Annotated in this window: 21 protein-coding genes; 15 read left to right on the top strand and 6 right to left on the bottom strand. The window is 39.2% G+C overall.

From position 1 onward, the window contains the following. Positions 1-15: 15 nt before the first annotated feature. Together I6N95_RS26100 and I6N95_RS26095 are read left to right on the top strand one after the other, a co-directional pair. Positions 16-1,755: an ABC transporter ATP-binding protein gene (locus tag I6N95_RS26100; protein ID WP_209533018.1), complete on the top strand. Its 1,740-nt coding sequence runs from the start codon at positions 16-18 to the stop codon at positions 1,753-1,755. Next, positions 1,745-3,598: an ABC transporter ATP-binding protein gene (locus tag I6N95_RS26095; protein ID WP_209533017.1), complete on the top strand. Its 1,854-nt coding sequence runs from the start codon at positions 1,745-1,747 to the stop codon at positions 3,596-3,598. Before I6N95_RS26100 ends, I6N95_RS26095 begins: the two co-directional genes overlap by 11 nt. A gap of 289 nt (positions 3,599-3,887) precedes the next feature. Here the strand turns inward: I6N95_RS26095 and I6N95_RS26090 are convergent, their stop codons facing one another. Next, positions 3,888-4,172 (bottom strand): hypothetical protein, encoded by a 285-nt coding sequence (locus tag I6N95_RS26090; RefSeq protein ID WP_209532995.1) that lies wholly within the window; start codon positions 4,170-4,172, stop codon positions 3,888-3,890. A 133-nt stretch (positions 4,173-4,305) separates the two neighbouring features. Here I6N95_RS26090 and I6N95_RS26085 point away from each other — a divergent pair, with 133 nt between their 5' ends. Beyond that, the gene (locus I6N95_RS26085) at positions 4,306-4,842 is read left to right on the top strand and encodes an XRE family transcriptional regulator (RefSeq protein ID WP_209532993.1); all 537 of its coding nucleotides are present in this window, start codon (positions 4,306-4,308) and stop codon (positions 4,840-4,842) included. Positions 4,843-4,882: 40 nt separating this feature from the next. On the opposite strand, the gene I6N95_RS26080 is transcribed toward I6N95_RS26085, so the two are convergent. From I6N95_RS26080 to I6N95_RS26070, 3 genes are all read right to left on the bottom strand, one after another. Next, entirely contained in the window at positions 4,883-5,335 is a 453-nt protein-coding gene (locus tag I6N95_RS26080; RefSeq protein ID WP_209532991.1) for a universal stress protein, read from the bottom strand. Between the two features lie 67 nt (positions 5,336-5,402). Continuing rightward, complete coding sequence (locus I6N95_RS26075; RefSeq protein ID WP_209532990.1) at positions 5,403-5,681, bottom strand: hypothetical protein; 279 nt, start codon at positions 5,679-5,681, stop codon at positions 5,403-5,405. Positions 5,682-5,945: 264 nt separating this feature from the next. Further along, positions 5,946-7,379, bottom strand: coding sequence for a 6-phospho-beta-glucosidase (locus I6N95_RS26070; protein ID WP_209532988.1), 1,434 nt, complete (start codon positions 7,377-7,379; stop codon positions 5,946-5,948). Between the two features lie 397 nt (positions 7,380-7,776). Here I6N95_RS26070 and I6N95_RS26065 point away from each other — a divergent pair, with 397 nt between their 5' ends. From I6N95_RS26065 to asnS, 4 genes are all read left to right on the top strand, one after another. Further along, positions 7,777-10,566 (top strand): helicase C-terminal domain-containing protein, encoded by a 2,790-nt coding sequence (locus I6N95_RS26065; protein WP_209532986.1) that lies wholly within the window; start codon positions 7,777-7,779, stop codon positions 10,564-10,566. Positions 10,567-10,676: 110 nt separating this feature from the next. Further along, a complete protein-coding gene (locus tag I6N95_RS26060) occupies positions 10,677-11,153 on the top strand; it encodes a cell wall elongation regulator TseB-like domain-containing protein (protein WP_209532984.1) in 477 nt (158 codons plus the stop codon). A gap of 22 nt (positions 11,154-11,175) precedes the next feature. Beyond that, positions 11,176-12,363: a pyridoxal phosphate-dependent aminotransferase gene (locus I6N95_RS26055; protein ID WP_209532983.1), complete on the top strand. Its 1,188-nt coding sequence runs from the start codon at positions 11,176-11,178 to the stop codon at positions 12,361-12,363. 57 nt (positions 12,364-12,420) lie between these two features. Next, complete coding sequence (gene asnS, locus I6N95_RS26050; RefSeq protein ID WP_209532981.1) at positions 12,421-13,719, top strand: asparagine--tRNA ligase; 1,299 nt, start codon at positions 12,421-12,423, stop codon at positions 13,717-13,719. Positions 13,720-13,761: 42 nt separating this feature from the next. On the opposite strand, the gene I6N95_RS26045 is transcribed toward asnS, so the two are convergent. Together I6N95_RS26045 and I6N95_RS26040 are read right to left on the bottom strand one after the other, a co-directional pair. Continuing rightward, positions 13,762-14,127: a VOC family protein gene (locus I6N95_RS26045; protein ID WP_209532979.1), complete on the bottom strand. Its 366-nt coding sequence runs from the start codon at positions 14,125-14,127 to the stop codon at positions 13,762-13,764. 129 nt (positions 14,128-14,256) lie between these two features. Then, positions 14,257-14,547 (bottom strand): hypothetical protein, encoded by a 291-nt coding sequence (locus I6N95_RS26040; protein WP_209532977.1) that lies wholly within the window; start codon positions 14,545-14,547, stop codon positions 14,257-14,259. Positions 14,548-14,855: 308 nt separating this feature from the next. Here I6N95_RS26040 and I6N95_RS26035 point away from each other — a divergent pair, with 308 nt between their 5' ends. The 8 genes from I6N95_RS26035 (at position 14,856) to ffh (ending at position 23,473) form a co-directional block, all read left to right on the top strand. After that, a complete protein-coding gene (locus tag I6N95_RS26035; RefSeq protein WP_209532975.1) occupies positions 14,856-15,293 on the top strand; it encodes a CopY/TcrY family copper transport repressor in 438 nt (145 codons plus the stop codon). A gap of 23 nt (positions 15,294-15,316) precedes the next feature. Next, positions 15,317-15,526, top strand: coding sequence for a copper chaperone CopZ (gene copZ / locus I6N95_RS27315; RefSeq protein WP_245249891.1), 210 nt, complete (start codon positions 15,317-15,319; stop codon positions 15,524-15,526). Then, positions 15,527-17,743 (top strand): heavy metal translocating P-type ATPase, encoded by a 2,217-nt coding sequence (locus I6N95_RS26030; protein ID WP_245249890.1) that lies wholly within the window; start codon positions 15,527-15,529, stop codon positions 17,741-17,743. 201 nt (positions 17,744-17,944) lie between these two features. After that, entirely contained in the window at positions 17,945-19,429 is a 1,485-nt protein-coding gene (locus I6N95_RS26025; protein WP_209532973.1) for an AcpB/EbpR/MafR family transcriptional regulator, read from the top strand. Between the two features lie 135 nt (positions 19,430-19,564). After that, positions 19,565-20,734, top strand: a complete 1,170-nt coding sequence (locus tag I6N95_RS26020) for a pyridoxal phosphate-dependent aminotransferase (RefSeq protein ID WP_209532971.1) — start codon at positions 19,565-19,567, stop codon at positions 20,732-20,734. A gap of 245 nt (positions 20,735-20,979) precedes the next feature. Continuing rightward, entirely contained in the window at positions 20,980-21,462 is a 483-nt protein-coding gene (locus I6N95_RS26015) for a 2-thiouracil desulfurase family protein (RefSeq protein WP_209532969.1), read from the top strand. Between the two features lie 238 nt (positions 21,463-21,700). Then, complete coding sequence (locus I6N95_RS26010; RefSeq protein ID WP_209532966.1) at positions 21,701-22,039, top strand: putative DNA-binding protein; 339 nt, start codon at positions 21,701-21,703, stop codon at positions 22,037-22,039. A gap of 12 nt (positions 22,040-22,051) precedes the next feature. Further along, on the top strand, positions 22,052-23,473 hold the full coding sequence (ffh, locus tag I6N95_RS26005) for a signal recognition particle protein (protein ID WP_209532964.1): 1,422 nt from the start codon (positions 22,052-22,054) through the stop codon (positions 23,471-23,473). Positions 23,474-23,643: the final 170 nt, after the last annotated feature.

Here is a 23,643-nt window from a genome sequence, read left to right as displayed (position 1 = left end):
TTATGGAAGAAGATGATGATTAAAACACTGATGAAGTCGATCAGAGAATACCGCCAACCGACCTTGTTGGCTTCGGGATTGATGGTTTTGGAAGTCGTAATGGAGGTATTGATTCCCTTTTTTATGGCTATGTTGATTGACAAGGGGATTAGTCAAGGGGATATGTCCTATGTAACAAAAATGGGGACGATATTAATTGGTATGGCTTGTTTGTCCTTACTGTTTGGCTGTTTGAGCGGTTCAGCGGCAGCTACAGCGGCCACTGGTTTTTCAACTAATCTGCGTCATGATATTTTTTCGCAAATACAACGCTTTTCCTTTGCTAATATTGACAATTTTTCATCAGATAGTTTAGTTACACGATTGACAACAGATATTAGTAATGTGTTGTTAGCTTATCAAGCGATTATCCGGCAAGCAGTACGAGCTATTTGTATGGTTTGTTTTACCTTGTTTTTGGTTTACACCATTAGTGTCAAGATCGGTTTAATGTTTACCGTCGTGGTACCACTTTTAGGCGGGTTATTATTTTATATTGCTAAAAAAGCTCATCCTTATTTTATGCAGGCCTTGGCAACTTATGATCAACTAAACAATGTGGTCCAAGAAAATTTGCAAGGGATTCGGGTGGTGAAATCGTTTGTCAAAGAAGACGTAGAAACGGATAAATTTACGACTATTTCGTTAAAAATCTGCCAGGCATTTACGAAAGGTCAAAAAATTGTGGCTTACAATATGCCAACCATTCAATTTTTTACTTATTTATGTATTTTGGTGATAGCCTGGATTGGTGCTCATTTGATTGTCTCAAATGAGCTGACAACTGGGAATTTTATGAGCATGTTTGCTTATGTTATGCAAATCTTGATGAATTTAATGCTATTATCAGTTGTATTTGTACAAATCATTATTGCTCGTTCATCAGCCGAGCGGATTGTGGAAGTGCTTCAAGAGGAACCGGATCAACGAGTAGCCAAACAACCCGTTATGACAGTCGCTGATGGGGCGATTAGGTTTAATCATGTGAATTTTAGCTATGTCAAAGACCAGACAAAATTATGTTTGATCGATGCCAATTTGACGATTGCTTCAGGTGAAACCATTGGCATTGTCGGCGGGACAGGTAGTTCTAAAACAACGCTCGTCCAGTTAATCCCTCGACTGTATGACGCGACAACTGGCAGTGTCTCAATCGGAGGGCGCGATGTGGGGGATTATGATATCGATGTTTTACGAAACGAAGTGGCGATGGTCCCTCAAAATAATTTGTTGTTTTCTGGCACGATTAAAGAAAATTTATTATGGGGAAATCCCAAGGCCACGGAACAAGAACTTGTTCATGCTTGTCAATTAGCTCAAGCAGATGAGTTTATTCAACAGCTGTCTAAAGGGTATGACACCTTTATTGAAGAAGGTGGAACCAACGTCTCTGGAGGCCAACGCCAACGCCTGTGTATTGCTCGTGCCTTATTGAAAAAACCAAAAGTGTTAATCTTAGATGATTCAACTAGTGCAGTCGATACAAAGACTGATGGAATGATCCGTCGCGCATTTCGTGAGGAAATTCTTGCGACCACAAAATTGATTATCGCCCAAAGGATATCCTCGATTCAGGAAGCCGATCGAATTATCGTATTAGAAGGGGGCCAGGTTAATGGGATTGGCACACATGATGAATTATTAGCAAGTAATCAAATCTATCAGGAAATTTATCACACACAAATTCAAGGAGGTGGGGATTTTGATGAAGCCTAAAAGTACTATGAGCCGGTTACTAAGTGAGTTAACAGGCAAGTATAAGTTAATCTTAGCGGTAGTATTTGTTTTTATTTTAATCAGCACCTTTGCCAATGTGTCCAGTTCATTTTTTATTCAACATTTAATCGATAATTATTTGCCGTCGTTGATGGGTGTAACCAATCCAGTGTATACCGGGCTATTGAAGTTAATTATGATGATGGCCGTGGTGTATTTAATCGGCGTCAGCACGACTTATTTCTACAATCGAATGATGGTAGTTGTCTCACAAGGGATTCAAAAGAAGATTCGTGACAATATGTTCGCTCATATGCAACGTCTGCCAATCCGCTATTTTGACACCCATACACATGGAAATGTTATGAGTTTTTATACCAATGATACGGATACTTTGCGAGAATTCTTTTCCCAAAGTATGCCCCAATTATTGTCATCACTTTTCACGATTATCTCTGTCACAGTGTCCATGTTAGCTTTGAGCGTGCCACTTAGCGTTGTCGTGTTTATCTTTGTTGCGATTACAATTGCGGTTTCCAGCAAGTTAAGCGCTAAAGCCGCTAAGTTATTTATGGCCCAACAGACGGCCATTGGTGACTTAAATGGGTATATTAAAGAGATGATTAACGGTCAAAAAGTGGTGAAGGTCTTTACGCATGAGTCACAAGCCTTAACAGATTTTGATAAAAAAAATGAAACTCTCCGAAAGTATGGACGCTCAGCTAACCGATTGACCAATATGTTGATGCCGATTGCCATGAACATCGGGGCCATTCAATACGTTTGTATTGCCTTTGTTGGAGGGCTTTTAGCGTTAAATGGTATGGGAACTGTTACCTTAGGGACCATCGCGGCTTTTTTAACCTTATCTAAAACCTTTAGTGCGCCAATCGGACAGATTTCAGCTCAAGTCAATGCTGTCACCATAGCAATTGCTGGAGCGAAACGGATCTTTAGCTTAATGGATGAAACACCCGAGGTTGATCAAGGCTATGTCACATTAGTCAATGCTCAGATTGACGATGGCATCCTAAAAGAAACGTCCACTAAAACAGGGCTTTGGGCGTGGAAACACCCTCATGGCGATGGTAGTATTAGCTACACAGAATTGAAAGGAGATATTCGTTTTCATGATGTGGACTTTGGGTATGTTCCTGATAAATTAGTGTTGCATCATGTTTCCTTATTCGCAGAACCAGGTCAGAAAATTGCCTTTGTCGGGGCGACAGGTGCTGGTAAAACAACGATTACCAACTTGATTAATCGCTTCTATGATTTAGCAGATGGCAAGATTCGTTATGATGACATCAATATTAATAAGATTAAGAAAGCTGATTTACGTCGCTCACTTAGTATTGTGCTACAAGATACTCATTTATTTACAGGAACTGTGGCTGAAAACATTCGCTATGGAAAATTAGGGGCAACCGATGAGGAGATCGTCGAAGCTGCCAAAATAGCGAATGCTCATGACTTTATTATGCGACTGCCACAAGGGTATGACACCTGTTTATCAGGAGATGGGGGCAATTTATCTGGTGGTCAACGCCAGTTAATCGCCATTGCTCGTGCAGCTGTCGCCAGTCCACCAGTGATGATTTTAGATGAAGCCACATCGAGTATTGATACCCGAACCGAACAATTAGTCCAAAAAGGCATGGATGGTTTAATGGAAGGGCGGACGGTTTTTGTTATCGCCCATCGCTTGTCGACTGTTAAAAATTCAGAAGCGATTATGGTCATGGCTCAAGGTCGTATTATTGAGCGTGGCGATCATGAAACATTGATTGCTGAGAAGGGACAATACTATCAATTGTATACTGGTAATTTTGCGGATAGTTAACTGTAACAAAAAAGCGGCTAAGGTACTCGAAAGCTGATCTTCGTTACTTTTTCGATGTATCAGTTATGATGGTGATAAAAAATGCCAGACTATTGAGACGAACTGATTAATAGGAGAGGGGGATGGTGGAACTAGTTGAGAGTACTTGGGATAATTTTGGGGATAGCTCTGAAAAAAGTAATCGGTTTTACTAAAGTGATCTAAGAGATCAACTGGAGCCTAGTTGCTGCGATCTTGATAGACAAATAGGACAAGAGATAGTGTTGATTATCTCTTGTCTTATTTGTCTTCAGCTTTTAGCATGGGGATAGGGACTAGTTTGATAAAAGTACTGGATGCTGGATAAACCGATTACCGTATATTTTCTTAAAATAAATTGGCGACGCTGATTGAAATAACCGAAGGCAGCAATGGTTGATAAATCTTCGACATCTGCAAGAAAATTTAAGGCGTCTTGATGAATTAAACAATTAATCGCGTTCCCTTGACCAGTCGTTAAAGTAAAACGAACAAGGGGTTGCTCAGCATAAGAAATAATTTTCAATTTTGAGACGGTACCAGTGAATGTTTCCATAAAAAGCCCTCGTTTCTAGTGTATTGGTTATCTTTATTATACGAATATACGTTCGTGTTTGTCAAGGGGGACACTTGTTTTTTTTGGTAAAATAAGTTATACTAAAATAAATTTTAGTGAAGAGGTGGCAAAGTTGAATTTAATGGATATCTATTTGCAGCGCTATCAATTGACTCGTTATGATGTCTTTCAGCGAAGTGGTATTTCCCAGCAAACGCTATACAGTGCTAATAAGAAAGGGGCCACCTCCTATAGTGGTAAAGTGTTAATAGCTTTAGGGCAAGCGACAGGCGATACGGCAGGAGAAGTTTTGGATGCCTTATTAAGGATTGAACGAGAAGGGGTTCTTTTACAGATTTTGACTTTTGAGGAGTTAAAACAGGCGGTTGATGAACACTGTCCTCGTTTTTTAGTAGTGGGCCCCTTTTTAGAGGCAATCAAAGCCTATAAAAAGTCTCAGCTAAGTGAAGAGGCGCGATTGGGATTTGATTTAGGGACTGGCGGAACAGGAGGGGTTTTAGAATACTTACTCAATCAGTTGTGGATTATTTTAGACAAAGATCCTGACAAGGTTAGCCTGAGATTGCAAGATAAAGTGATGAAACTCTACGACATCAAATTATTAAACAAGCAAACAGCAGAACTAAGCTTGAAAAGTTTATCTTATTAATAACACAACCCCCTTAGGGAATAATCCTAAGGGGGTTGTGTTATTTTTCTTTTTTATTGCGGATAACAAGCACATTACAAGTGGCATGGTTAACGACGTAATTAGTTGTAGAACCAATCCAAAGCTTGTCTAAACCTGTTTTACCTGTAGCACCGACAACTAGTAAGTCAATATTTTCCCGCTCAGGTACTTTATTGGTAATAATATCTCTCGGTTGACCTTGTTTAACTAGAGGGTAGACGTCGCTAACGCCATACTCTTTTGCTAAATCTGCAAGCTCATTCATGTCGCGCTTAGCTTCTTCAAGTTGTTCCTCAATAACTCCTTCTATGATGTAGGGTGCAAAAGGATCAATACGCGTGTCGACTACTCTAAGGATATAGAGACTTGCTTGGTTTCGTTTGGCGATTTCAACTGCTTCTTTGAATGCTAGTAAAGAGTTTTCTGACCCGTCATTTGCTACTAAGACCCGCTGATAATTAGGTAACATCATCGTCAACCTCCCATACTTTTATTAACTATATTATAACATAGGACTGTTGAATTGACGTTTTTAAAGACTAAACCCGTCTTTTTAAATCGTCACTAATGTAGGCAAACTTTTTTAATAAGTCAAAATTTTCTTCGGTGATAGAGACTCGCTTAGTTAGCGAGTGAACCTTGATACTGCTAACTTGATCGTACATTTCACGGTCAATAAATGATTGAACATCAGTGGCATATTTATATGACTGAGCAAAATCAGATTTATTATTAAGTTCTGACCAATAAAACTCAAGGAATTTCAGTTTGTTTTTCATTTCAGTGTAATCATCGATTGCGATTTTTACTTTTCTCATTCTTTTCAGCCCTCAACTTTCTATAGTATCTGTTCATTATATTCCTATTATAATATTTTTTTCTGAAATAGCACGCTTTATGGACAGTTTTTAATAGAAAATAAAGGAATAAGTGAAAATTTCACTTGAAAAGGAACGTAATAAAAACTGATAGTAACTGAACGGTAACTAAAAAAAGGAGGGCGTAAGCCCGTCCTTTTGGTTTTTATAGACAGAATATGCGGATAATGCTGTTAAAAAAGTTGAGGTTATTGCCACCATAACTTATGCTAAGTCAGCGCCGTTTGTCGAAATGACTTGTTTATACCAATCAAATGATTTTTTCTTGCTACGGGCTAAGGTACCTTGTCCATCGTTATCGCGATCGACATAGATAAATCCGTAACGTTTGCTCATTTCACCTGAGCCAGCACTGACTAAGTCAATACAACCCCAAGTAGTATAACCGAGACACTCAACACCATCTTCAATCGCTTCGCCCATTTCACGGACATGCTCACGTAAATAGTCGATTCGATAATCATCGATGATACTTCCATCACTTTCAACGGTATCTTTGGCTCCTAACCCATTTTCAACGACAAATAATGGCTTTTGGTAGCGATCATAAATTTGATTCATTGTTGTTCTTAAGCCAAGCGGATCAATTTGCCAGCCCCATTCGCTAGCTTTTAGGTAAGGATTTTTCAATGAAGCAAAGACATTTCCTTCAGTTTTGCTGTTGATTTTTTCATCAGCGCTGGTCAAGCGAGAAGAGTAGTAACTGAATGAAATGAAGTCAACCGTGTTTTCTTTTAGAACGTCTAAATCGCCTTCAGCAATCTCCAATTCAATGTTATTTTCCTTGAAGAAACGTTTGCTGTAACTTGGGTAATAGCCGCGAGCCTGAACGTCGATGAAGAAGTAGCCTTCTCGATCAGCTTCCAAGGCTTTCCAGACGTCTTCTGGTGCACAAGTGTTCGGATAAGTCGCACCAGCAGCCAACATACAACCGATTTGGAAGTCAGGATTGATTTCGTGTCCCAGTTTAGTGGCCATTGCTGAGGCGACTAATTGGTGATGGGCACTTTGATATTTAACTTGTTCAGGGTGTTCTTCCTTGCTGACATCGAGGCCGCCACCGAAGAAGGGAATGTGCAAAATCATGTTGATTTCATTGAACGTCAGCCAGTATTTAACAGTATCTTTGTAACGGTTGAAGACAACCTCACAGTAGTTCAGGTAAAAATCAATTAATTTGCGGTTTTTCCATCCACCGTAGTTTGTCATCAATGCAACAGGTGTATCGAAATGTTGAATAGTTACTAATGGCTCCATGCCAAGACGTTGACATTCATTAAACAAATCGTCGTAAAATTTAAGGCCTGCTTCATTTGGCTCAGTCTCATCGCCATTTGGGAAAATACGTGCCCAACAAATAGAGGTTCTAAATGTTTTAAAGCCCATTTCAGCCATTAATGCCAAATCTTCTTTATAATGGTGATAAAAATCAATTGACTCATGGCTAGGGTAGAAGCCATAATCTTTTTCCAGTGCCTCTGTGGGATTCATCAAGGCTTCCCAGCGACCATGGTGGACATCTGGCAAAATATCAACAGGGGATAAGCCTTTACCATCCACATCATAAGCACCTTCACATTGATTGGCAGCGACCGCTCCACCCCATAAAAAATCTTTTGGAAATTTACTTGTTACCATTTATTCGTCTCCTTTATACATGTATTTTTAGCACAGTCCATACTATGCTAGTTTAGCATAAGTAATCTGGACTCTTAGTTGAGATTGGGAAATAATCAATTGTTTTTGCGAAAAAAACAAAAAACCTAAACTCATCCCAGTGATTATGGCTAAAAGCCAAAATTACTCGCATGAATCTAGGTTATGCCTGTCAGAACAGTAACATTCCATCTGAATTCTTCTTAAATATAGCATAAGAACTGATCTCTCGCAAGGCTGTTTTTTACAAAAAAAACATAAGTGAAAGAATAAGGTGAAATCTCAGCCGAAAATAGGTATAATTTGACTAGGCCATTTGCTAGACAAATCAATTATCTCAATTGGTCCAAGTGAATGTGAGTGAAAGTAGGGAAGTGTAGTGAAAAACAATGCAACTTTTGCAGTTGTTGATATAGAAACAACCGGCACCAATCCCACAACCGATCGGATTATTCAGTTTGGCTGTGTTTTTGTAAAAAATAATCAGATTGTGTCGCGATTCGCTACCGATGTCAATCCAAAAATGAAAATAACAAAGCAAATTGAAAATTTAACTGGAATTACCAATGAACAAGTTGCCAGAGCACCTTATTTCGAAGATGTCGCAGCTGAAATAGCTCGTTTGTTGGCGGATTGTGTTTTTGTCGCCCATAATATTTATTTCGATTATCAGTTTTTGAGTAAAGAATTGACGCGCTGTGGTGTACCAGAACTGACGATTGCTGGGATTGATACCGTTGAATTGGCTCAGATATTTCTGCCGACATCGGCTAGCTTTCGCTTGTCAGATTTAGCAGAACAATACGGCATCGACCATGACCGTCCTCATCAAGCTGATAGTGATGCAGAAGTGACTGCTGAATTAATGCTAGTTATTGAGGAACGAATGCGTTCATTACCCTTGGTGACCATGGAAAAACTCGTTATTTTAGCGAGCGAATGTGGGATGGAGACAGCGGAATACATTGAGATGGTGTATCAGGAAATGTTGAGTGATATTCGCCCATTAAGAAAAGGCATCCAATTAGTTAATGGACTGGCTTTGCAGAAAAAAGAAGTGATATATTTTGTTTATGACAAAGAACATGAATCTGAGTATCCCCATTCCAAAAGCGAGAAAGCTACTCTTTACCAAGAGTTCTTTGATTATCGCGAAACGCAAAGTAAGATGATGAATCTGGTTTATGATTTCTTTTCAACACCTGTCTCAGTAGAAAACGGTAAATTAGGGCATAAAAATTTTGCCCTTGAAGCGTCCACTGGCAGTGGCAAAACCTTTGGCTATCTCCTGCCTTTGAGTTATTTGGCGACGCCTGAAAAACCTGTGATAATCAGCACAGTGTCCTTACTATTGGAAAGTCAAATTGTTGAAAAAGACTTGCCTCTAGTCAATCGGATACGACCCGGAAGTTTGGTGGCAACGCTTGTTAAAAGTCATCGGCATTTTATTGACATCGACCGTTTCGCCAGCACCTTGACTAATCCAGTTAAACAAAAACAATATGCCTTGTATCAAATGGGTGTGTTGGTTTGGTTAACAGAAACCCAAACGGGCGATCTAGACGAATTAAACTTAACCACTTATAATCATATCTTCTTTAAGCAAGTTAAACATCAGGGGACGGCTTTTTTGTCAAAAAATTCCTCTTATTACGCAGATGATTTTTGGCGCCACTTGCAACGAAAAATTAAGCAGTCTAATGTCATTGTGATCAACCATGCCTTTCTTTGTCAGGAAAATTACCGGGAAACTCCTCTGTTGCCTAAAAGTCCGTATCTGATTATCGACGAGGCTCACCATTTACCTGAGATTGCTCAGCGAGCTGGTTTTATGCAGATATCTGATTACCAAATTACGAAACAATTAATGCAACTGACCAATGGAGATAATCATCCAATCGCCTTAAGTAAATTGTGGAAGCACGACGATTGGCATCGCGAAGTTAAATCGTTGCGCACCATTCTCTATGAAGCCGTAGATGTTTTTGAAACAGTCAAAGAGGACATTATTGAGGCAGTTTTAATCGATCACGGTCATACCTATGATCAAGAAATTCTTATCAGCAATGAGTCCTTGGCTAATATGCCGGTCTATATGAAAAAAAATCTCAGTCAGTTTAGCATTTTATTAAAGGAAGGCCGCCAACTTTATCAGCGGATTGAACAGGTCTTTTTACTTGAAATTGATAAGTGGACGGCTTCAGAAAAATTTTTAATGACGGAATGGTTAAGTGACCTAGCTCAATTTGCCGAGTTCTCACGCTTTTTTGACGGGTTTATCCAACCTTCATCCAGTGATGTGATTAAATGGTTGAAAATTAAAGAAAAAAATCAGCAGATTACTGCCAGTTATAGCGATTTTTCTGCTTCAATCGTGGCTCATAGTCGTTGGTATCCGCGCTACGATAAAATTCTGTATACAGGGGGAACCATTCGCGTCGGGAAAGACACTCAGTATTTAGGCAGAACCTTAGGGATTGATTATGTGCCTTTTAGGTCACTACCTTCAACCTATGATTACAGTCAACAAGCTAGGTTATATGTTCCAACGGAAGCCAATGATTATCGAGAGTTGAGTTCGCCAGAGTATATTGACTTTGTCAGCCAGACACTAAAAAAAATTGCCAGACAGGAACGGCGATCGCTGTTAGTTTTGTTTACTTCTCACGATATGTTACAGAAAGTCTATCAAAAAATTCATTATGAGCTATTGACAGAAGGAGTTGAAGTGTTGGCTCAAGGCTTGTCTGGTTCCAGAGAAAAAATTGTCAAGCGCTTTTCTCACTCCGCGCATACAGTATTATTGGGAACTGATTCGTTTTGGGAAGGCGTCGATTTGCCAGGAGAATCCTTGGAAATCATCATCGTCACTCGTTTGCCATTTGAATCACCTGAACGGCCATTTATTAAAGAAAAGTATCAGTATTTAAAGGATAATGGGATTGATTCCTTTAACAAGTATGCCTTGCCTAAAGCAGCCTTACGATTGCGGCAAGGATTAGGGCGACTGATTCGGTCAGAGCGGGATAAAGGGGTATTGCTGGTTCTGGATAGACGTCTGATCAAGGCTAAATATGGAGCTCGGATGATTAAGGCTCTGCCAAGTGATCTACCATTAATAGAAGAAAGTCTTGATGATATCTTAAAAGACCTTAAAGAATTTCTCTAAAGTTGCCAGATTCCAAGTACAATCCAAACAAATTCTGGTATAATTAAACAAGCTTTGAACAGAGGCTAAGTGAACGAAAGTTATCAGATGCTTTAGAGGGGAACAACTAGATGAGAAAAAAAATTCTAATAGGTGTGAGTCTGGTCTTAGCCACACTGATATTTTGCTCCATTATCTTTTTTGTGAGAGCCAATCGGCCTATGAGTCGTGCCAAAAAAGAAGCGATTGAAATTGCGAAAGAACATACTGATTTGGATCAAGTCGATCGTTTTTATTGGTACACGCGAGAAAACAGTTATTTTACATTAGTTGGAACAGACCAAAAGGACGAAGCCATTATCGTCATTATTCCTCAATCAGGTGATAAAGTAACGGTTTTAAATCAAGCAGATGGCTTAACCGAAGAGGCTGCTTTACAAAAGGTTTATGAGACTGAAAACCCAAATAAAGTCATTAAGATGAATTTGGGTATGCACGAAGGTCAACCGACTTGGGAAGTAGTAGCTGAAAATGAAGAAAATCGGTTAGATTATTACTTAGTCGATTTCAAAACGGGAGAAATCGTTAGTAGTATTAAAAATATTTAAAAAAATGGAGATGAGGGATAACATGGTATTATCAAACAGGGCACAACAACTAGAGCCGTCAGTTACTTTAGCAGCGGCGGCAAAAGCAAAAGAATTAAAGGCAGCCGGTCTTGATATTTTAAGTTTGACCCTTGGGGAACCGGATTTTATCACCCCAGAAAATATTCGTCAAGCAGCGATTGAGGCGATTACAACAGGTCAAGCTAGTTTTTATACCCCAGCGGCAGGGATGCCAGCTCTGCGCCAAGCAATTGTTGAGCGAACGAAGGCGGATTACGGGTTAACTTATGATGTTAATCAAGTCGTGGCAACGGATGGCGCTAAGTTTGGGTTATATGCCTTGTTTCAAGCAATCATTGATCAGGATGATCAAGTGATTATTCCTGTTCCTTACTGGGTGAGTTACGCAGAACAAGTTAAATTGGCTCAAGGGACACCAGTTTTTGTTGAAGCGGCTCAAAGTAATGAGTTTAAAGTGACGGTGGCTCAGTTGGAGGCGGCGCGGACGGCTAAGACAAAAGCGGTGATTATCAATTCGCCATCTAATCCTACTGGTTCAATTTATTCGAAAGAAGAATTATTGGCTATCGGTGAATGGGCAGTTGCTCATGATATCTGGATTATTGCAGATGATATTTATGGTCGTTTGGTTTATAATGGTCATGAGTTCACCCCGATTGCGACTCTCTCTGAGGCAATTCGTCAGAAAACATTGATCATTAACGGGGTATCAAAAAGCTATTCCATGACAGGTTGGCGGATTGGCTACGTGATTGGTGATGTGGATATCATTAAAGCCATCACGTCCATTGCCTCTCAAGCTACCAGTAATTGTTCAGCTGCCAGTCAATATGCGGCAATTGAAGCTTTAACGGGGGATCAACACTCAGTAGAAGTCATGCGTCAAGCCTTTGAAGCGCGTTTAAATACGCTTTACCCTCAAGTGGCTGCCTTACCAGGTGTCAGTTTGCAAAAACCTCAAGGTGCCTTTTATTTATTTCCAAATGTTAAAGGGACGATGGCGATGTGTGGCTATACTGACGTTAATGTTTTTGTCGAAGATTTGCTGATGGAGGCCCATGTGGCTGTTGTTACTGGCGCTGGCTTTGGAGCACCAGAAAATATTCGCATGAGTTATGCAACTGATTTAGAGACATTAGAAGAAGCCGTCAAGCGACTGGCTGCTTTTATTGATAAAAAGAAACAATAATTTCGATACTTGTGTTAAAATAGACAATTAGTTGAAATTTAGAATGGAGAGACATGCATGGAAAGAATTCGTATTATTGATTCAAAAAATCATGTGGGAGAGACAGTTCAAATTGGTGGCTGGATTGCCAATAAACGTTCAAGTGGCAAAATCGCTTTCTTACAATTAAGAGATGGTTCAGCATATTTTCAAGGGGTTGTGGTAAAAGCTGAAGTACCGGAAGAAGTATTTGAAACAGCTAAATCATTAAATCAGGAGACCTCTGTCATCATTACTGGAGAAATTCGTGAAGATACTCGTTCAAAATTTGGCTATGAAATTGGCGTCAGCAATATTGAGGTTATCGGTGAGAGTCACGATTATCCTATTACACCTAAAGAACATGGGACCGATTTTTTAATGGACCATCGTCACTTGTGGTTGCGTTCAACGAAACAACACGCCATTATGCAAATTCGAAATGAATTAATTCGGGCCACTTATGAATTTTTCAACACGCGTGGCTTTATTAAAATTGATCCGCCAATCTTAACTAGCAGTGCCCCTGAAGGGACGACAGAGCTTTTTAAAACCGATTATTTTGGACAGGAAGCATACTTGTCACAAACGGGGCAATTGTATTTAGAAGCAGCTGCTATGGCCTTTGGGAAAGTTTTCTCCTTTGGCCCGACTTTCAGAGCAGAAAAATCCAAAACCCGTCGTCACTTAACAGAATTTTGGATGATGGAACCAGAAATGGCATTTGTTGAACATGATGAAAGTTTAGAAATTCAAGAACAGTATGTGGCATTTATGGTCCAATCTTGTTTAGATAACTGTGATTATGCTTTAGATGTCTTAGGGCGTGATAAAGAGCTATTGAAAACTTACACTGAGACACCGTATCCGCGTATTTCTTACGACGATGCTGTTACATTATTACAAGAAAATGGCTTTGATGATGTGAAATGGGGCGATGACTTTGGCTCACCTCATGAAACGTTTATCGCTAATAATTTCAACAAGCCAGTCTTTATCTTAAATTACCCTAAATCAATGAGTCCTTTCTATATGAAACCTCATCCTGATCGTGATGACGTCGTGATTCGTGCTGATTTAATTGCACCAGAAGGTTATGGTGAAATTATCGGCGGTAGCCAACGGGCAGTCGGTTACGATTATTTACTGGAACAAATTGAAAAAGATGGTTTAAATGAAGAAGATTATGCTTGGTATTTAGATTTACAAAAGTATGGGTCAGTGCCACATTCTGGTTTTGGTCTGGGATTAGAGCGCACGGTTACCTGGATTTCAGGTACAGAGCATGTTCGTGAAGCTAGCCCATTCCCACGTTTGTTACACCGTATTTATCCTTAAGTTAAAAAAGCGATTGGAAGATGTTTCTTCCAATCGCTTTTTTTATGCTTGGCAACAAGCAAAGTAACGGCCTTCATTATCAGCGAAATTAAAACTTAAACTATCCCCCTGTTGACTGATGTCATTGACAAACGTATTTCCAGTTGTCAGTTTTTGATGAACCGCTGCAAGGTCATCCACATGAAGCATTAAAGAAGGCGTCTCGAGGGAGATTTCAGGGGACACTTGTTTAATAAATTCACTATCAAATAGCTGTATAGCAAATTGTTTGTCGTTACCTAAAATGATGGAGCATGAGGGCCCTAACTCTAGTTCAGCCTGACGCTTAAATCCTAGATATGTTTCCCAAAAAGTAGCAGTTTCTTCGACGTTTTTGACGTAGAGCATAACGGTTAGTTGATTAATCATAAGTTTGATCTCCATTCGGTTTAATAGCCTAAATTTTAGGCTAACTGAGTCATAAAGTAAATGGATTTGCTTGAATTGTTTGAACTAAATAAAACGCCTTGTGAGCTAGCTCGCAAGGCGTTAATGGTACTAAAGAATGGTAATGCCAGTGATCATTGCCAATATAAGGACTAATAAGAGAAAAACAGCTGGAATAGCGGTAATTAACAAGGCTAGTCCGTTTAGCATTCGATCTTCGTCCCGCTTAATGGCCGCTGTGGCACGTAATAAAACAGCGGAAGAAACAAGCATTTCAGCCACCATCAAATTAGGATTGAGGTGGAGCCAATTACAAATAAATAGAAATAAACTCGTCGCAGCAAAAGCTAACGATATTGTTGTTGCAAGTGAACACTCACGATCATTGCGGCTTAATAACATACACAACACTCCCTTTTTAAGGTCAGCTAATCGTTGGGAATTGGTGATGGATTAGCGACATTTTTAATTAACGGTAAATCAAATGGTCGTTACGTTTAGTCAACAAGCCATCTTACCCTCAGTATAGATGAAGAGAGTTATAATTGGAATCGGTCTAAAGGCTTAATTATATTATTCTTAATAGTTTCAGTTTCAATCGAAGGTGTTAGTTGGCGAAAAACTTTCTTGTTGACAAAAACGAATTACAGTTGTAAACTATAAATATCAAGTCGATTACAAATGTAAATTGAGGATTGGAAGTGAGTTTGGTGGAGAAGCTACAAGTGAAAATTAGTGATGCAGAATGGGAAGTCATGCGAGTCGTCTGGACGCTGGGAGAAACAACGAGCCCAGAGATTATCCTGATACTACAAGAAAAGATGGGGTGGAAACCTCCGACGATCAAAACATTGATTGGACGTCTCGTTAAAAAGGACATTCTCAGTACAGAGAATTTTGGAAAAAAATATATTTACCGACCATTAGTAACAGAAGAGGAAACCGTTAAAAGTGCGACGGAAAGTCTTTTTGCACATATCTGTGCTAAAAAGATTGGCGCGACTATTGCGGACTTGATTGATGAGGCTGATTTGACTCATGATGATATAAGCATGATTATGGAAGAGTTAGTGGCAAAAAAAGAAACGGCCGTTGAAAGCATTGCCTGTAACTGTGTGCCAGGTCAATGTGAATGTGCTGAGCACTAAAAAAAAGAAAGAAGGAAAATAAAATGAAAAAAGAATTTAGCGTAACAGGGATGACTTGTAACCATTGTGTAGCATCAGTTGAAAAAGGCGTAAATGAGTTGACAGGCGTGGAAAAAGTCAAAGTTAATTTAAAAAAAGGTAGAGCAACGGTTAAATACGATGAAACGAACGTATCCTCTGATCAAATTGTCAATAAAATCAAAGAGGTAGGATACGAGGCCGAGGTGGTATAAATGGATCAAGCAGGGCATATTGAAGTTGAAACTTTAGCAATCAGTGGGATGACTTGTGCGAACTGTTCCGCTAGAATTGAAAAAGAACTCAATAATCAACCGGGAGTCAAAAATGCGAATGTTAATTTAGCTACTGAAAGAGCGACTGTTCAATATGAGGACAGCACAACGGATGTTGAGAAATTAATTGCCAGTGTGGAAAAAATTGGGTATGGCGCCATTTTATTTGATGAGGAACATAAACGGCAGATTGAAGCCAATAAACAAGCTGAAATAAGTAAAATGAAACGAGATTTAATCATCAGTGCACTTTTAAGTACCCCGATGGTTATTGCCATGATCATGATGTTGTTAAAGATTCACAATCCAGTATCTGAATTTTTACATCAACCATTGGTGCAACTAGCTTTAGCAACACCTGTTCAGTTTTGGATTGGGGCTCGTTTTTACCGTGGAGCTTACCACGCTATTAAAACCAAGGCACCAAATATGGACGTGCTTGTGGCTATTGGAACATCAGCAGCTTATTTATTAAGTATTTACAATGGCTTTATTAGTGGGCATCCAATGGATCTCTATTTTGAAACCAGTGCGGTGATTATCACGTTGATTTTACTTGGTAAGTATTTGGAACAAAATGCTAAAAATCGGACAAGCGGTGCCATTAAGCAACTGATGGCTCTCCAAGCCAAGACGGCAACTGTGATACGTGATGGCGTTGAAAAAGTGATTCCTACTGAAGAGGTATTATTAAATGATGTGGTCCGTGTTCGCCCTGGCGAACAAGTGCCAGTTGATGGGGTCATCTTGGAAGGCAACACGACCATTGATGAAAGCATGTTAACAGGTGAAAGTTTGCCTGTTGAGAAAAGTATTGATGATGGCGTTTTTGGTGGTACTATTAATGCCAATGGCGCAATAACCTTTAAAGCCACTCAGATTGGCTCTGAGACGGCTTTATCACGGATTATTCGCATGGTGGAAGAAGCCCAAGGGAGTAAAGCGCCGATTCAAGCAGTGGCAGACAAGATTTCCGCGATTTTCGTGCCAATCGTTTTAGTCATTGCGTTGTTAACCCTGATTATTTCAGGTTTGGTAATAGGCGATTGGGAAGTAGCTTTATTACACAGTGTGGCCGTTTTAGTTATTGCTTGTCCCTGTGCCCTTGGATTGGCAACTCCTACAGCGATTATGGTAGGGACTGGTTTAGGGGCTAAAAATGGGATCTTAATTAAAGGTGGCGAGTCTCTTGAGCGGGCTTCTCACATCAATGCAATTGTAGTTGATAAAACGGGAACCATTACCAAAGGCAAACCTAGTGTCACGAATTTTTATTTAGCGGATGATAGCTTTCTTAAGGGAGAGGAAGTTTTGAGCATTTTAGGCTCATTGGAGAGCAGTTCAGAACATCCTTTAGCTAAAGCGATTGTCCATTATGCTCAAACCGAAGATGTTTCTATCAACAAAGAAGTGAATGAATTTAAAGCCTTAGTTGGCGCGGGCATCAGCGGTATTTTAGATGGTAAACTCTATTTTGTTGGAACGAAACGTCTGTTGAGTGAGAATGACATTCCCTTTTATGCTAATGATGAATTGGTTTTAAAGATGGAAGGCGAAGGAAAGACAGTCATGTATCTAGCGGATCAGCACGCTGTATTAGGAGTGATTGCTGTAGCCGATGAAGTTAAAGAGACGTCAGCAAAAGCCATCCAAGAACTGCAAGATCAAGGCGTTGAGGTTTACATGATGACCGGGGATAATCGTCGGACAGCAGAATTTATTGGCTCTCAAGTAAACTTGGACAGTCAACACGTGTTTGCTGAAGTATTACCTGAGGATAAAGCAAATTATGTCAAAAAACTCCAGGATGAGGGCAAGTTTGTTGCGATGGTTGGAGATGGTATTAACGATGCACCAGCCATTGCTATGGCTGATGTGGGAATTGCCATGGGAACCGGGACTGACATTGCGATGGAAACAGCGGATGTCACTTTAATGAATGGAGACTTGCTTAATTTATCTAAGACAACAACGTTGTCTCATCTAACCATGCGCAAGATAAAACAAAATTTATTTTGGGCGTTTATATACAATACAATTGGTATTCCATTTGCTGCCATTGGCTTTTTAAACCCAATTATTGCTGGGGGGGCAATGGCCTTTAGTTCAGTTAGTGTGTTGCTTAATTCGTTGAGCCTCAATCGAAAAAAACTATAACTAGCGAGATTAAAAGACTAAAAGGTGAGCGTTATCTTTTAGTCTTTTTCGCTGGTTTTTTAGTTTTCTCTATAGGGAAAATATGGTATGGTGTTAATAACCTCCTTTTTATAATGAAAGCGTTCGTTTTAAATGTTTTGTTGTGAAATAGGGAAGTGAGAATCAATTGTTTAATGAAAAAATAGAGAGGGGCAAGTAGACTTGTACTATAAATTGACAAAACAATTACAGCGAATCTACGATTTGTTGAATACTTTAATAGATGCCAATAAACCCTTATCAAAACAAGAGGCTTCACGGCAGATAAATTGTTCTCGTCCTACCTTGGATAAAACAATTGTTGATGCTAATCTCTTAATTAGTAAATTTACGACAATAGAGTATGTTGACAATGGTCTCTTTCTCAGTAAAAAAGATCATTTAAATAAGCGTCAAGTCAGCGCTCTTATCAGTAATCAGACTTTTATGGTTCAATTTCTCTCGGATTTATTATTAGGCAATGTTGAAACGTTGGAGGATTGGGCAGCAAAGTATTACTATAGTATTTCGGTTGCTTATCGTCATAGTCGAGAGTTAACAGCTTACTTGAAGCAGGTTGGCATTGAGTTAATTAACGAAAATAATTACTGGTATTTAAGCGGTGATGCTTGGCAGATTCGTTTTTTCTATTTGCAAATGTTAAAAGAAAAAGCCGTTGTCGATGACCTGTGGGTTTTTCAGGATTTGGATTACAATGTGTTAAATAAATTTGTAAAATTAGTAGCCCAAGAGCTAGAAGTTTTTTTAAGCCCTGCTGTTGAATATTTTTATACGATCATCACAGCGGTTCATCTATCCATGACGGATAATCCTTATGCCGTTGAATCGATTGATGATGAAAAATTTAAATTTTTATTAGAGGACCATGCCTTTGATAATCCGCTTGAGCTTATCGAGGATTATCTTGATCGTCCACTAACGTTTGATGAGAAAGCCATGTTAGTTAGTTCAATTGAATTGTTTCCCGTTAAATATCTGTCAGAAGCGGCCATGCATCGTCGTGTCATTCATTCTAGTATGACAGATCATAATGTGTATCAACTTGCATTAGATGCAAGTCAGGCTTTTTATCCTCAAAATAGTAGCTTAAGGATGATGGTCAGTTTTATTGATGCCTTTGCTCCTTTACAGCTTTTGGAGAGTTATCATGAGTTTAATTACGATAGCAAAACGACAAGTCTTTCGAGCCAATTAAAAAAGTTAGCAGGAACTGATTTTAATCGTAAAATTGTGAAAATGAAGACCCGAATTAAAGATAAAAAATATGCTAAACACTACTTTAGAAATGAAGTCATGTTGAATCAACAACTCTATATTATTTATAAAACTTTTTCTCAAGAAAATATATTAGAGCCCGTAAGAGTAACTTTTTTATCTGAAAAAGGGTTTGTTAAAGAACAGTTTTACCGACAACAGTTTCTTAGTCTTTTTTCAGATGATCGTCTGGAGTACGTTAGTGCGCAAGAAGTTCATCAAAATAATTTATGGTCAGCCATTGATTTAGTTGTGACGGATTTTACGTTAGCCAGATTTGCGTACGATGGCCGAATTGTTTATATTAATGAAATGGTCACGCCTGATAGTCTTAAAAAATTAGAGTCAATTATCCTTGAATTGGAACTTGCTAAGATGCAAAAGGAATTTTAGGCGGTTCAATGCTGAAAATTGACTGTTATTAGTTTTTTTCAGAAAATTCCATATATTCGTGATGAATTAAGTGAAAATTAAAGATTTGCTTACAAGACTGTGATATTATTATAAAAAGACTAAGGAGCGATGTTGATGTCAGAATTTATACCACATTTTAATCAGCAATTGGGGAAGATTACCCCATCACCTATCAGACAATTTGATGAAGATTGTACAAGCATCGAGGGAATCATTAAATTAACTTTAGGAGAGCCTGATTTTAATACCCCTGAGCACGTAAAGAATGCTGGAATTAAGGCGATTCAAGAAGATTTTTCTCATTATACAATCAATTCAGGGTTGATCGAATTAAGAGAAGCAGTTCGAGATTTTTTTCAAAAAAAATACCGTGTTAGCTATGATCCTCAAGGAGAAATTTTAGTGACAGTAGGAGCGACTGAGGCTTATAGTGCCAGTCTGTTGGCAATTTTGAATCCAGGGGATAAGGTCCTGATTCCAACTCCTGCTTTTCCTGGTTATGGACCGGTTATTACGCTAGCAGGAGCGGAAACCATCGAGATCGATACATCGAATAACGGGTTTGTATTGAGTCCCGACATGATTGAAGCGGCTATGGCAGAACATGGTGATCAAGTGAAAGCCATTATTTTAAATTACCCGAGTAATCCAACGGGTGTCACTTATACCCGTCAAGAAGTGATCGCGATTGCTGATTCACTAAGAAACCACAATATTTTTGTTTTGTCAGATGAAATCTATAGTGAATTATCTTATGATGATCACCATGTTTCAATAGGGGAGTTTTTACCAGAGCAAACCATTCTCATTAGCGGCTTATCCAAGTCTCATGCGATGACCGGCTGGCGAATTGGTTTTGTTCTAACGCGAACAGCCATTGCACGAGAAATTGCTAAAACTCATCAATTTCTCGTGACAGCCGCAACAACAGTGGCCCAAAAAGCGGCGGTTAATGCCTTAACTGTCGGCATTGATGATGGTTTGGTCATGAAGGAAGCCTATCGTGAGCGTCGTGATTTTGTTTTTAAAGAAATGACTGACTTAGGTTTTGAGATTGCCAAGCCGTCTGGTGCGTTCTATATTTTTGCCAAAATTCCAGCCGGTTTCCCGCAAGATTCCTTGATGTTTTGTCAGGAGCTGGCAAATCAGCATCGGGTGGCTATCGTCCCTGGGAGTGCTTTTGGTGTAGCTGGTCAAGGTTACGTTCGAATTAGCTATGCAGCTGACATGGATAAATTGGTAGAGGCGATGAAACGTCTTAAAGCTTACATTCAATCAAAATAAGTATGCAAAAAAGTGGTAGTGATTGACCTAAGTCAATCACTACCACTTTTGTCTCTCCTACTCACCTTCCACAAAGTGTTAATAGTAGGATGGAACTCCTAAATCGAGTTCTGTCGCCTCATCGCATGTAGATGAGTATATCATACTCACTATTAAATTACTAGCCTATCTTGATAAAACAATAAATTTGACCGAAAGTATGCTATAATTAATACCTTATAAGCCCTTGTGAATGGAGTGATTCGATGATTGGAATTAGTGCTTGTTTAGGCGGAATGGCTTGCCGCTACGATGGTGGTAGTCAAACAATAGCTGAATTGGTTCACTTAGTTGAGAATGGCAAAGCAGTGATGATTTGCCCGGAAGTGGCTGGCGGCTTGCCGATTCCACGAAAGCCGGCTGAAATTGTTGGTGGTGATGGTTTAGATGTGTGGTTGGGTTCTGCCAAAGTACTTGATAATAGTGGTTTTGATGTGACGGACATCTATCAGGCTGGCGCTAAACAAGCCTATCATCAATTAGTCGATAAACAAGTGACGACGTTAATCTTAAAAGAAAAAAGTCCTTCTTGTGGGGTTCAGCAGATTTATGACGGTGCGTTCAGTGGCCATAAAATAGCTGGCGTTGGCGTGGCAACAGCTTATTTTAGAAATCAGGGAATAGTGGTTTATGCTGATACAGAGTGGGAGACAGTCAAATCCAGCTTAAGTAAAGAGGGAATTTTATAAGCGTAAAAAGCAAAGAAAAGTGATTGAAACACTGATTTTTGATTGACTATTTCCGTTGAAATAGGTAACCTAGAACTGGATATAGATAGAGTGGCAACTTGCTAGAGATAAAGGTATAATATGATAGAGTAGTAGATGTGTGAGGTTTCTCAGAATTTTAGCTTTTGTCGATTTAGACACTGAAGGAGCAGCAAAAGAGGTCTATTAAACACGAGCTTGTTAAACTAGGAGGTACAAAATGGCTATCGAAAAAACCAATCGCATGAACGCATTGTTTGAATTTTATTCGACACTTTTAACAGAAAAGCAGATGAACTATATCGAGTTGTATTATGCTGATGATTTTTCCTTAGGGGAGATTGCTGAGGAATACGGTGTCAGTCGCCAAGCTGTTTATGATAATATTAAGCGAACAGATAAAATTTTAGAAAATTATGAGCGCAAGCTCCATCTTTATTCAAACTTTATCGTTCGGGAAGAATTGATAAACAAGATGCAAGATCATGTCAAAGAAAACTATCCAGAAGATCAAGTATTACTGGAATTAATCAAGAACATTCAAGAGATAGAAGAATAGGAGAAAATAAGTATGGCATTTGAAAGTTTAACAGATCGTTTGCAGAATGCGATGAGCAAATTACGTCGTAAAGGAAAGGTTTCTGCATCTGATGTTAAGGAAATGATGAGAGAAATTCGTTTGGCTTTATTAGAAGCCGACGTTAACTTCAACGTTGTCAAAGATTTTACTAAGCGAGTCAGTGATCGAGCCGTTGGTGTTGAGGTTTTAGAAAGTTTATCACCAGCTCAACAAATCGTTAAAATTGTGGACGAAGAGCTAACTGAAACGTTAGGAACAGCGGCGGTTCCTTTAAATAAATCTCCTAAAATCCCGACTATCATCATGATGTCAGGTTTACAAGGGGCAGGTAAAACAACCTTTGTTGGAAAAATGGCCAATCATTTAAAGAAAACTGAAAACGCCCGTCCTCTTTTAATCGCAGGTGACGTTTATCGTCCGGCGGCCATTGAGCAGTTAAAAGTATTAGGGCAACAAATTGATGTGCCGGTCTTTGATATGGGGACAGATGTTAGCCCGGTTGAAATTGTCCGTCAAGGTTTGGAACAGGCTTATGCCAATAAAAATGATTATGTGTTTATTGATACAGCGGGACGTTTGCATATTGATGAACTGTTAATGGAAGAGTTAAAGCAAATCAAAGAATTGGCTAATCCAGATGAAATTTTGTTAGTCGTCGATGCGATGACGGGACAAGATGCCGTTAATGTTGCCGAAAGTTTTAATGAGCAGTTGGAAATTACCGGAGTTATCGTCACAAAATTAGATGGAGATACTCGTGGTGGTGCGGCCCTTTCAATTCGAGCCGTAACCGGTAAGCCGATTAAATTTGTAGGGACTGGCGAAAAATTGACAGATTTGGAAGTGTTCCATCCAGATCGAATGTCCAGCCGTATTTTGGGCATGGGCGATATGTTAACACTAATCGAGAAAGCACAAGTTGATTATGATGAAAAGAAAGCGGAAGAATTAGCCACCAAAATGAAGGAGAACACCTTCGATTTTAATGATTTTATTGAGCAGATGGATCAAGTCATGGGAATGGGACCTTTAGAGGACATCCTTAAGATGATTCCCGGCATGAACAATATTCCTGGAATGGATCAAATTCAAGTTGATCCAAAAGATGTGGAACGTAAAAAAGCGATGGTTTTTTCAATGACTCCGGCGGAACGTGAAAATCCTGATTTGTTGACACCAAGCCGTCGTCGGCGGATTGCCGCTGGTTCAGGAAATAATGTCATTGAAGTCAATCGCATGATCAAGCAGTTTAATGAGTCTCGCAAGATGATGCAACAGATGAGTAAGGGCAAGATGCCTGCTGGAATGGACCAGATGTTTGGGACAGGAATAAAGGGCAAGATGGGTAAGATGGCCATGAATTCGATGGTTAAGAAAAATCGTAAAAAGAAAATGCGTAAAAAGAAAAAATAAGCGATTGTCAGAAAATTCTCATACGATAAAAAAGTCGGAAATTTTTCGAGGCTGCTGAAAAAGTTAAATATTCAAAGTTGTGTAAGACGATTTTTGTTTTATACAACTTTTTTTTAATTTTAAAGATTTTTCTTGTTCAATTTGAGATAATATAGGTAGAAAAAATAAAG

It is taken from the genome of Vagococcus allomyrinae, from assembly GCF_017829975.1.
In the GTDB taxonomy this organism is placed as follows: Bacteria; Bacillota; Bacilli; order Lactobacillales; family Vagococcaceae; genus Vagococcus_D; species Vagococcus_D allomyrinae.
Note: the sequence above shows the minus strand (reverse complement) of the source record. Positions and strands in the feature narration are given on the sequence as shown.

What these genes read in the sequence shown, in the direction of transcription:
- I6N95_RS26100 (WP_209533018.1), top strand. Translation starts at nt 16, where the DNA reads ATGATTAAAACACTGATGAAGTCGATCAGAGAATACCGCCAACCGACC.
- I6N95_RS26095 (WP_209533017.1), top strand. Translation starts at nt 1,745, where the DNA reads ATGAAGCCTAAAAGTACTATGAGCCGGTTACTAAGTGAGTTAACAGGC.
- I6N95_RS26090 (WP_209532995.1), bottom strand. Translation starts at nt 4,172, where the DNA reads ATGGAAACATTCACTGGTACCGTCTCAAAATTGAAAATTATTTCTTAT.
- I6N95_RS26080 (WP_209532991.1), bottom strand. Translation starts at nt 5,335, where the DNA reads ATGATGTTACCTAATTATCAGCGGGTCTTAGTAGCAAATGACGGGTCA.
- I6N95_RS26075 (WP_209532990.1), bottom strand. Translation starts at nt 5,681, where the DNA reads ATGAGAAAAGTAAAAATCGCAATCGATGATTACACTGAAATGAAAAAC.
- I6N95_RS26070 (WP_209532988.1), bottom strand. Translation starts at nt 7,379, where the DNA reads ATGGTAACAAGTAAATTTCCAAAAGATTTTTTATGGGGTGGAGCGGTC.
- I6N95_RS26060 (WP_209532984.1), top strand. Translation starts at nt 10,677, where the DNA reads ATGAGAAAAAAAATTCTAATAGGTGTGAGTCTGGTCTTAGCCACACTG.
- I6N95_RS26055 (WP_209532983.1), top strand. Translation starts at nt 11,176, where the DNA reads ATGGTATTATCAAACAGGGCACAACAACTAGAGCCGTCAGTTACTTTA.
- asnS (WP_209532981.1), top strand. Translation starts at nt 12,421, where the DNA reads ATGGAAAGAATTCGTATTATTGATTCAAAAAATCATGTGGGAGAGACA.
- I6N95_RS26045 (WP_209532979.1), bottom strand. Translation starts at nt 14,127, where the DNA reads ATGATTAATCAACTAACCGTTATGCTCTACGTCAAAAACGTCGAAGAA.
- I6N95_RS26040 (WP_209532977.1), bottom strand. Translation starts at nt 14,547, where the DNA reads ATGTTATTAAGCCGCAATGATCGTGAGTGTTCACTTGCAACAACAATA.
- copZ (WP_245249891.1), top strand. Translation starts at nt 15,317, where the DNA reads ATGAAAAAAGAATTTAGCGTAACAGGGATGACTTGTAACCATTGTGTA.
- I6N95_RS26030 (WP_245249890.1), top strand. Translation starts at nt 15,527, where the DNA reads ATGGATCAAGCAGGGCATATTGAAGTTGAAACTTTAGCAATCAGTGGG.
- I6N95_RS26020 (WP_209532971.1), top strand. Translation starts at nt 19,565, where the DNA reads ATGTCAGAATTTATACCACATTTTAATCAGCAATTGGGGAAGATTACC.
- I6N95_RS26015 (WP_209532969.1), top strand. Translation starts at nt 20,980, where the DNA reads ATGATTGGAATTAGTGCTTGTTTAGGCGGAATGGCTTGCCGCTACGAT.
- I6N95_RS26010 (WP_209532966.1), top strand. Translation starts at nt 21,701, where the DNA reads ATGGCTATCGAAAAAACCAATCGCATGAACGCATTGTTTGAATTTTAT.
- ffh (WP_209532964.1), top strand. Translation starts at nt 22,052, where the DNA reads ATGGCATTTGAAAGTTTAACAGATCGTTTGCAGAATGCGATGAGCAAA.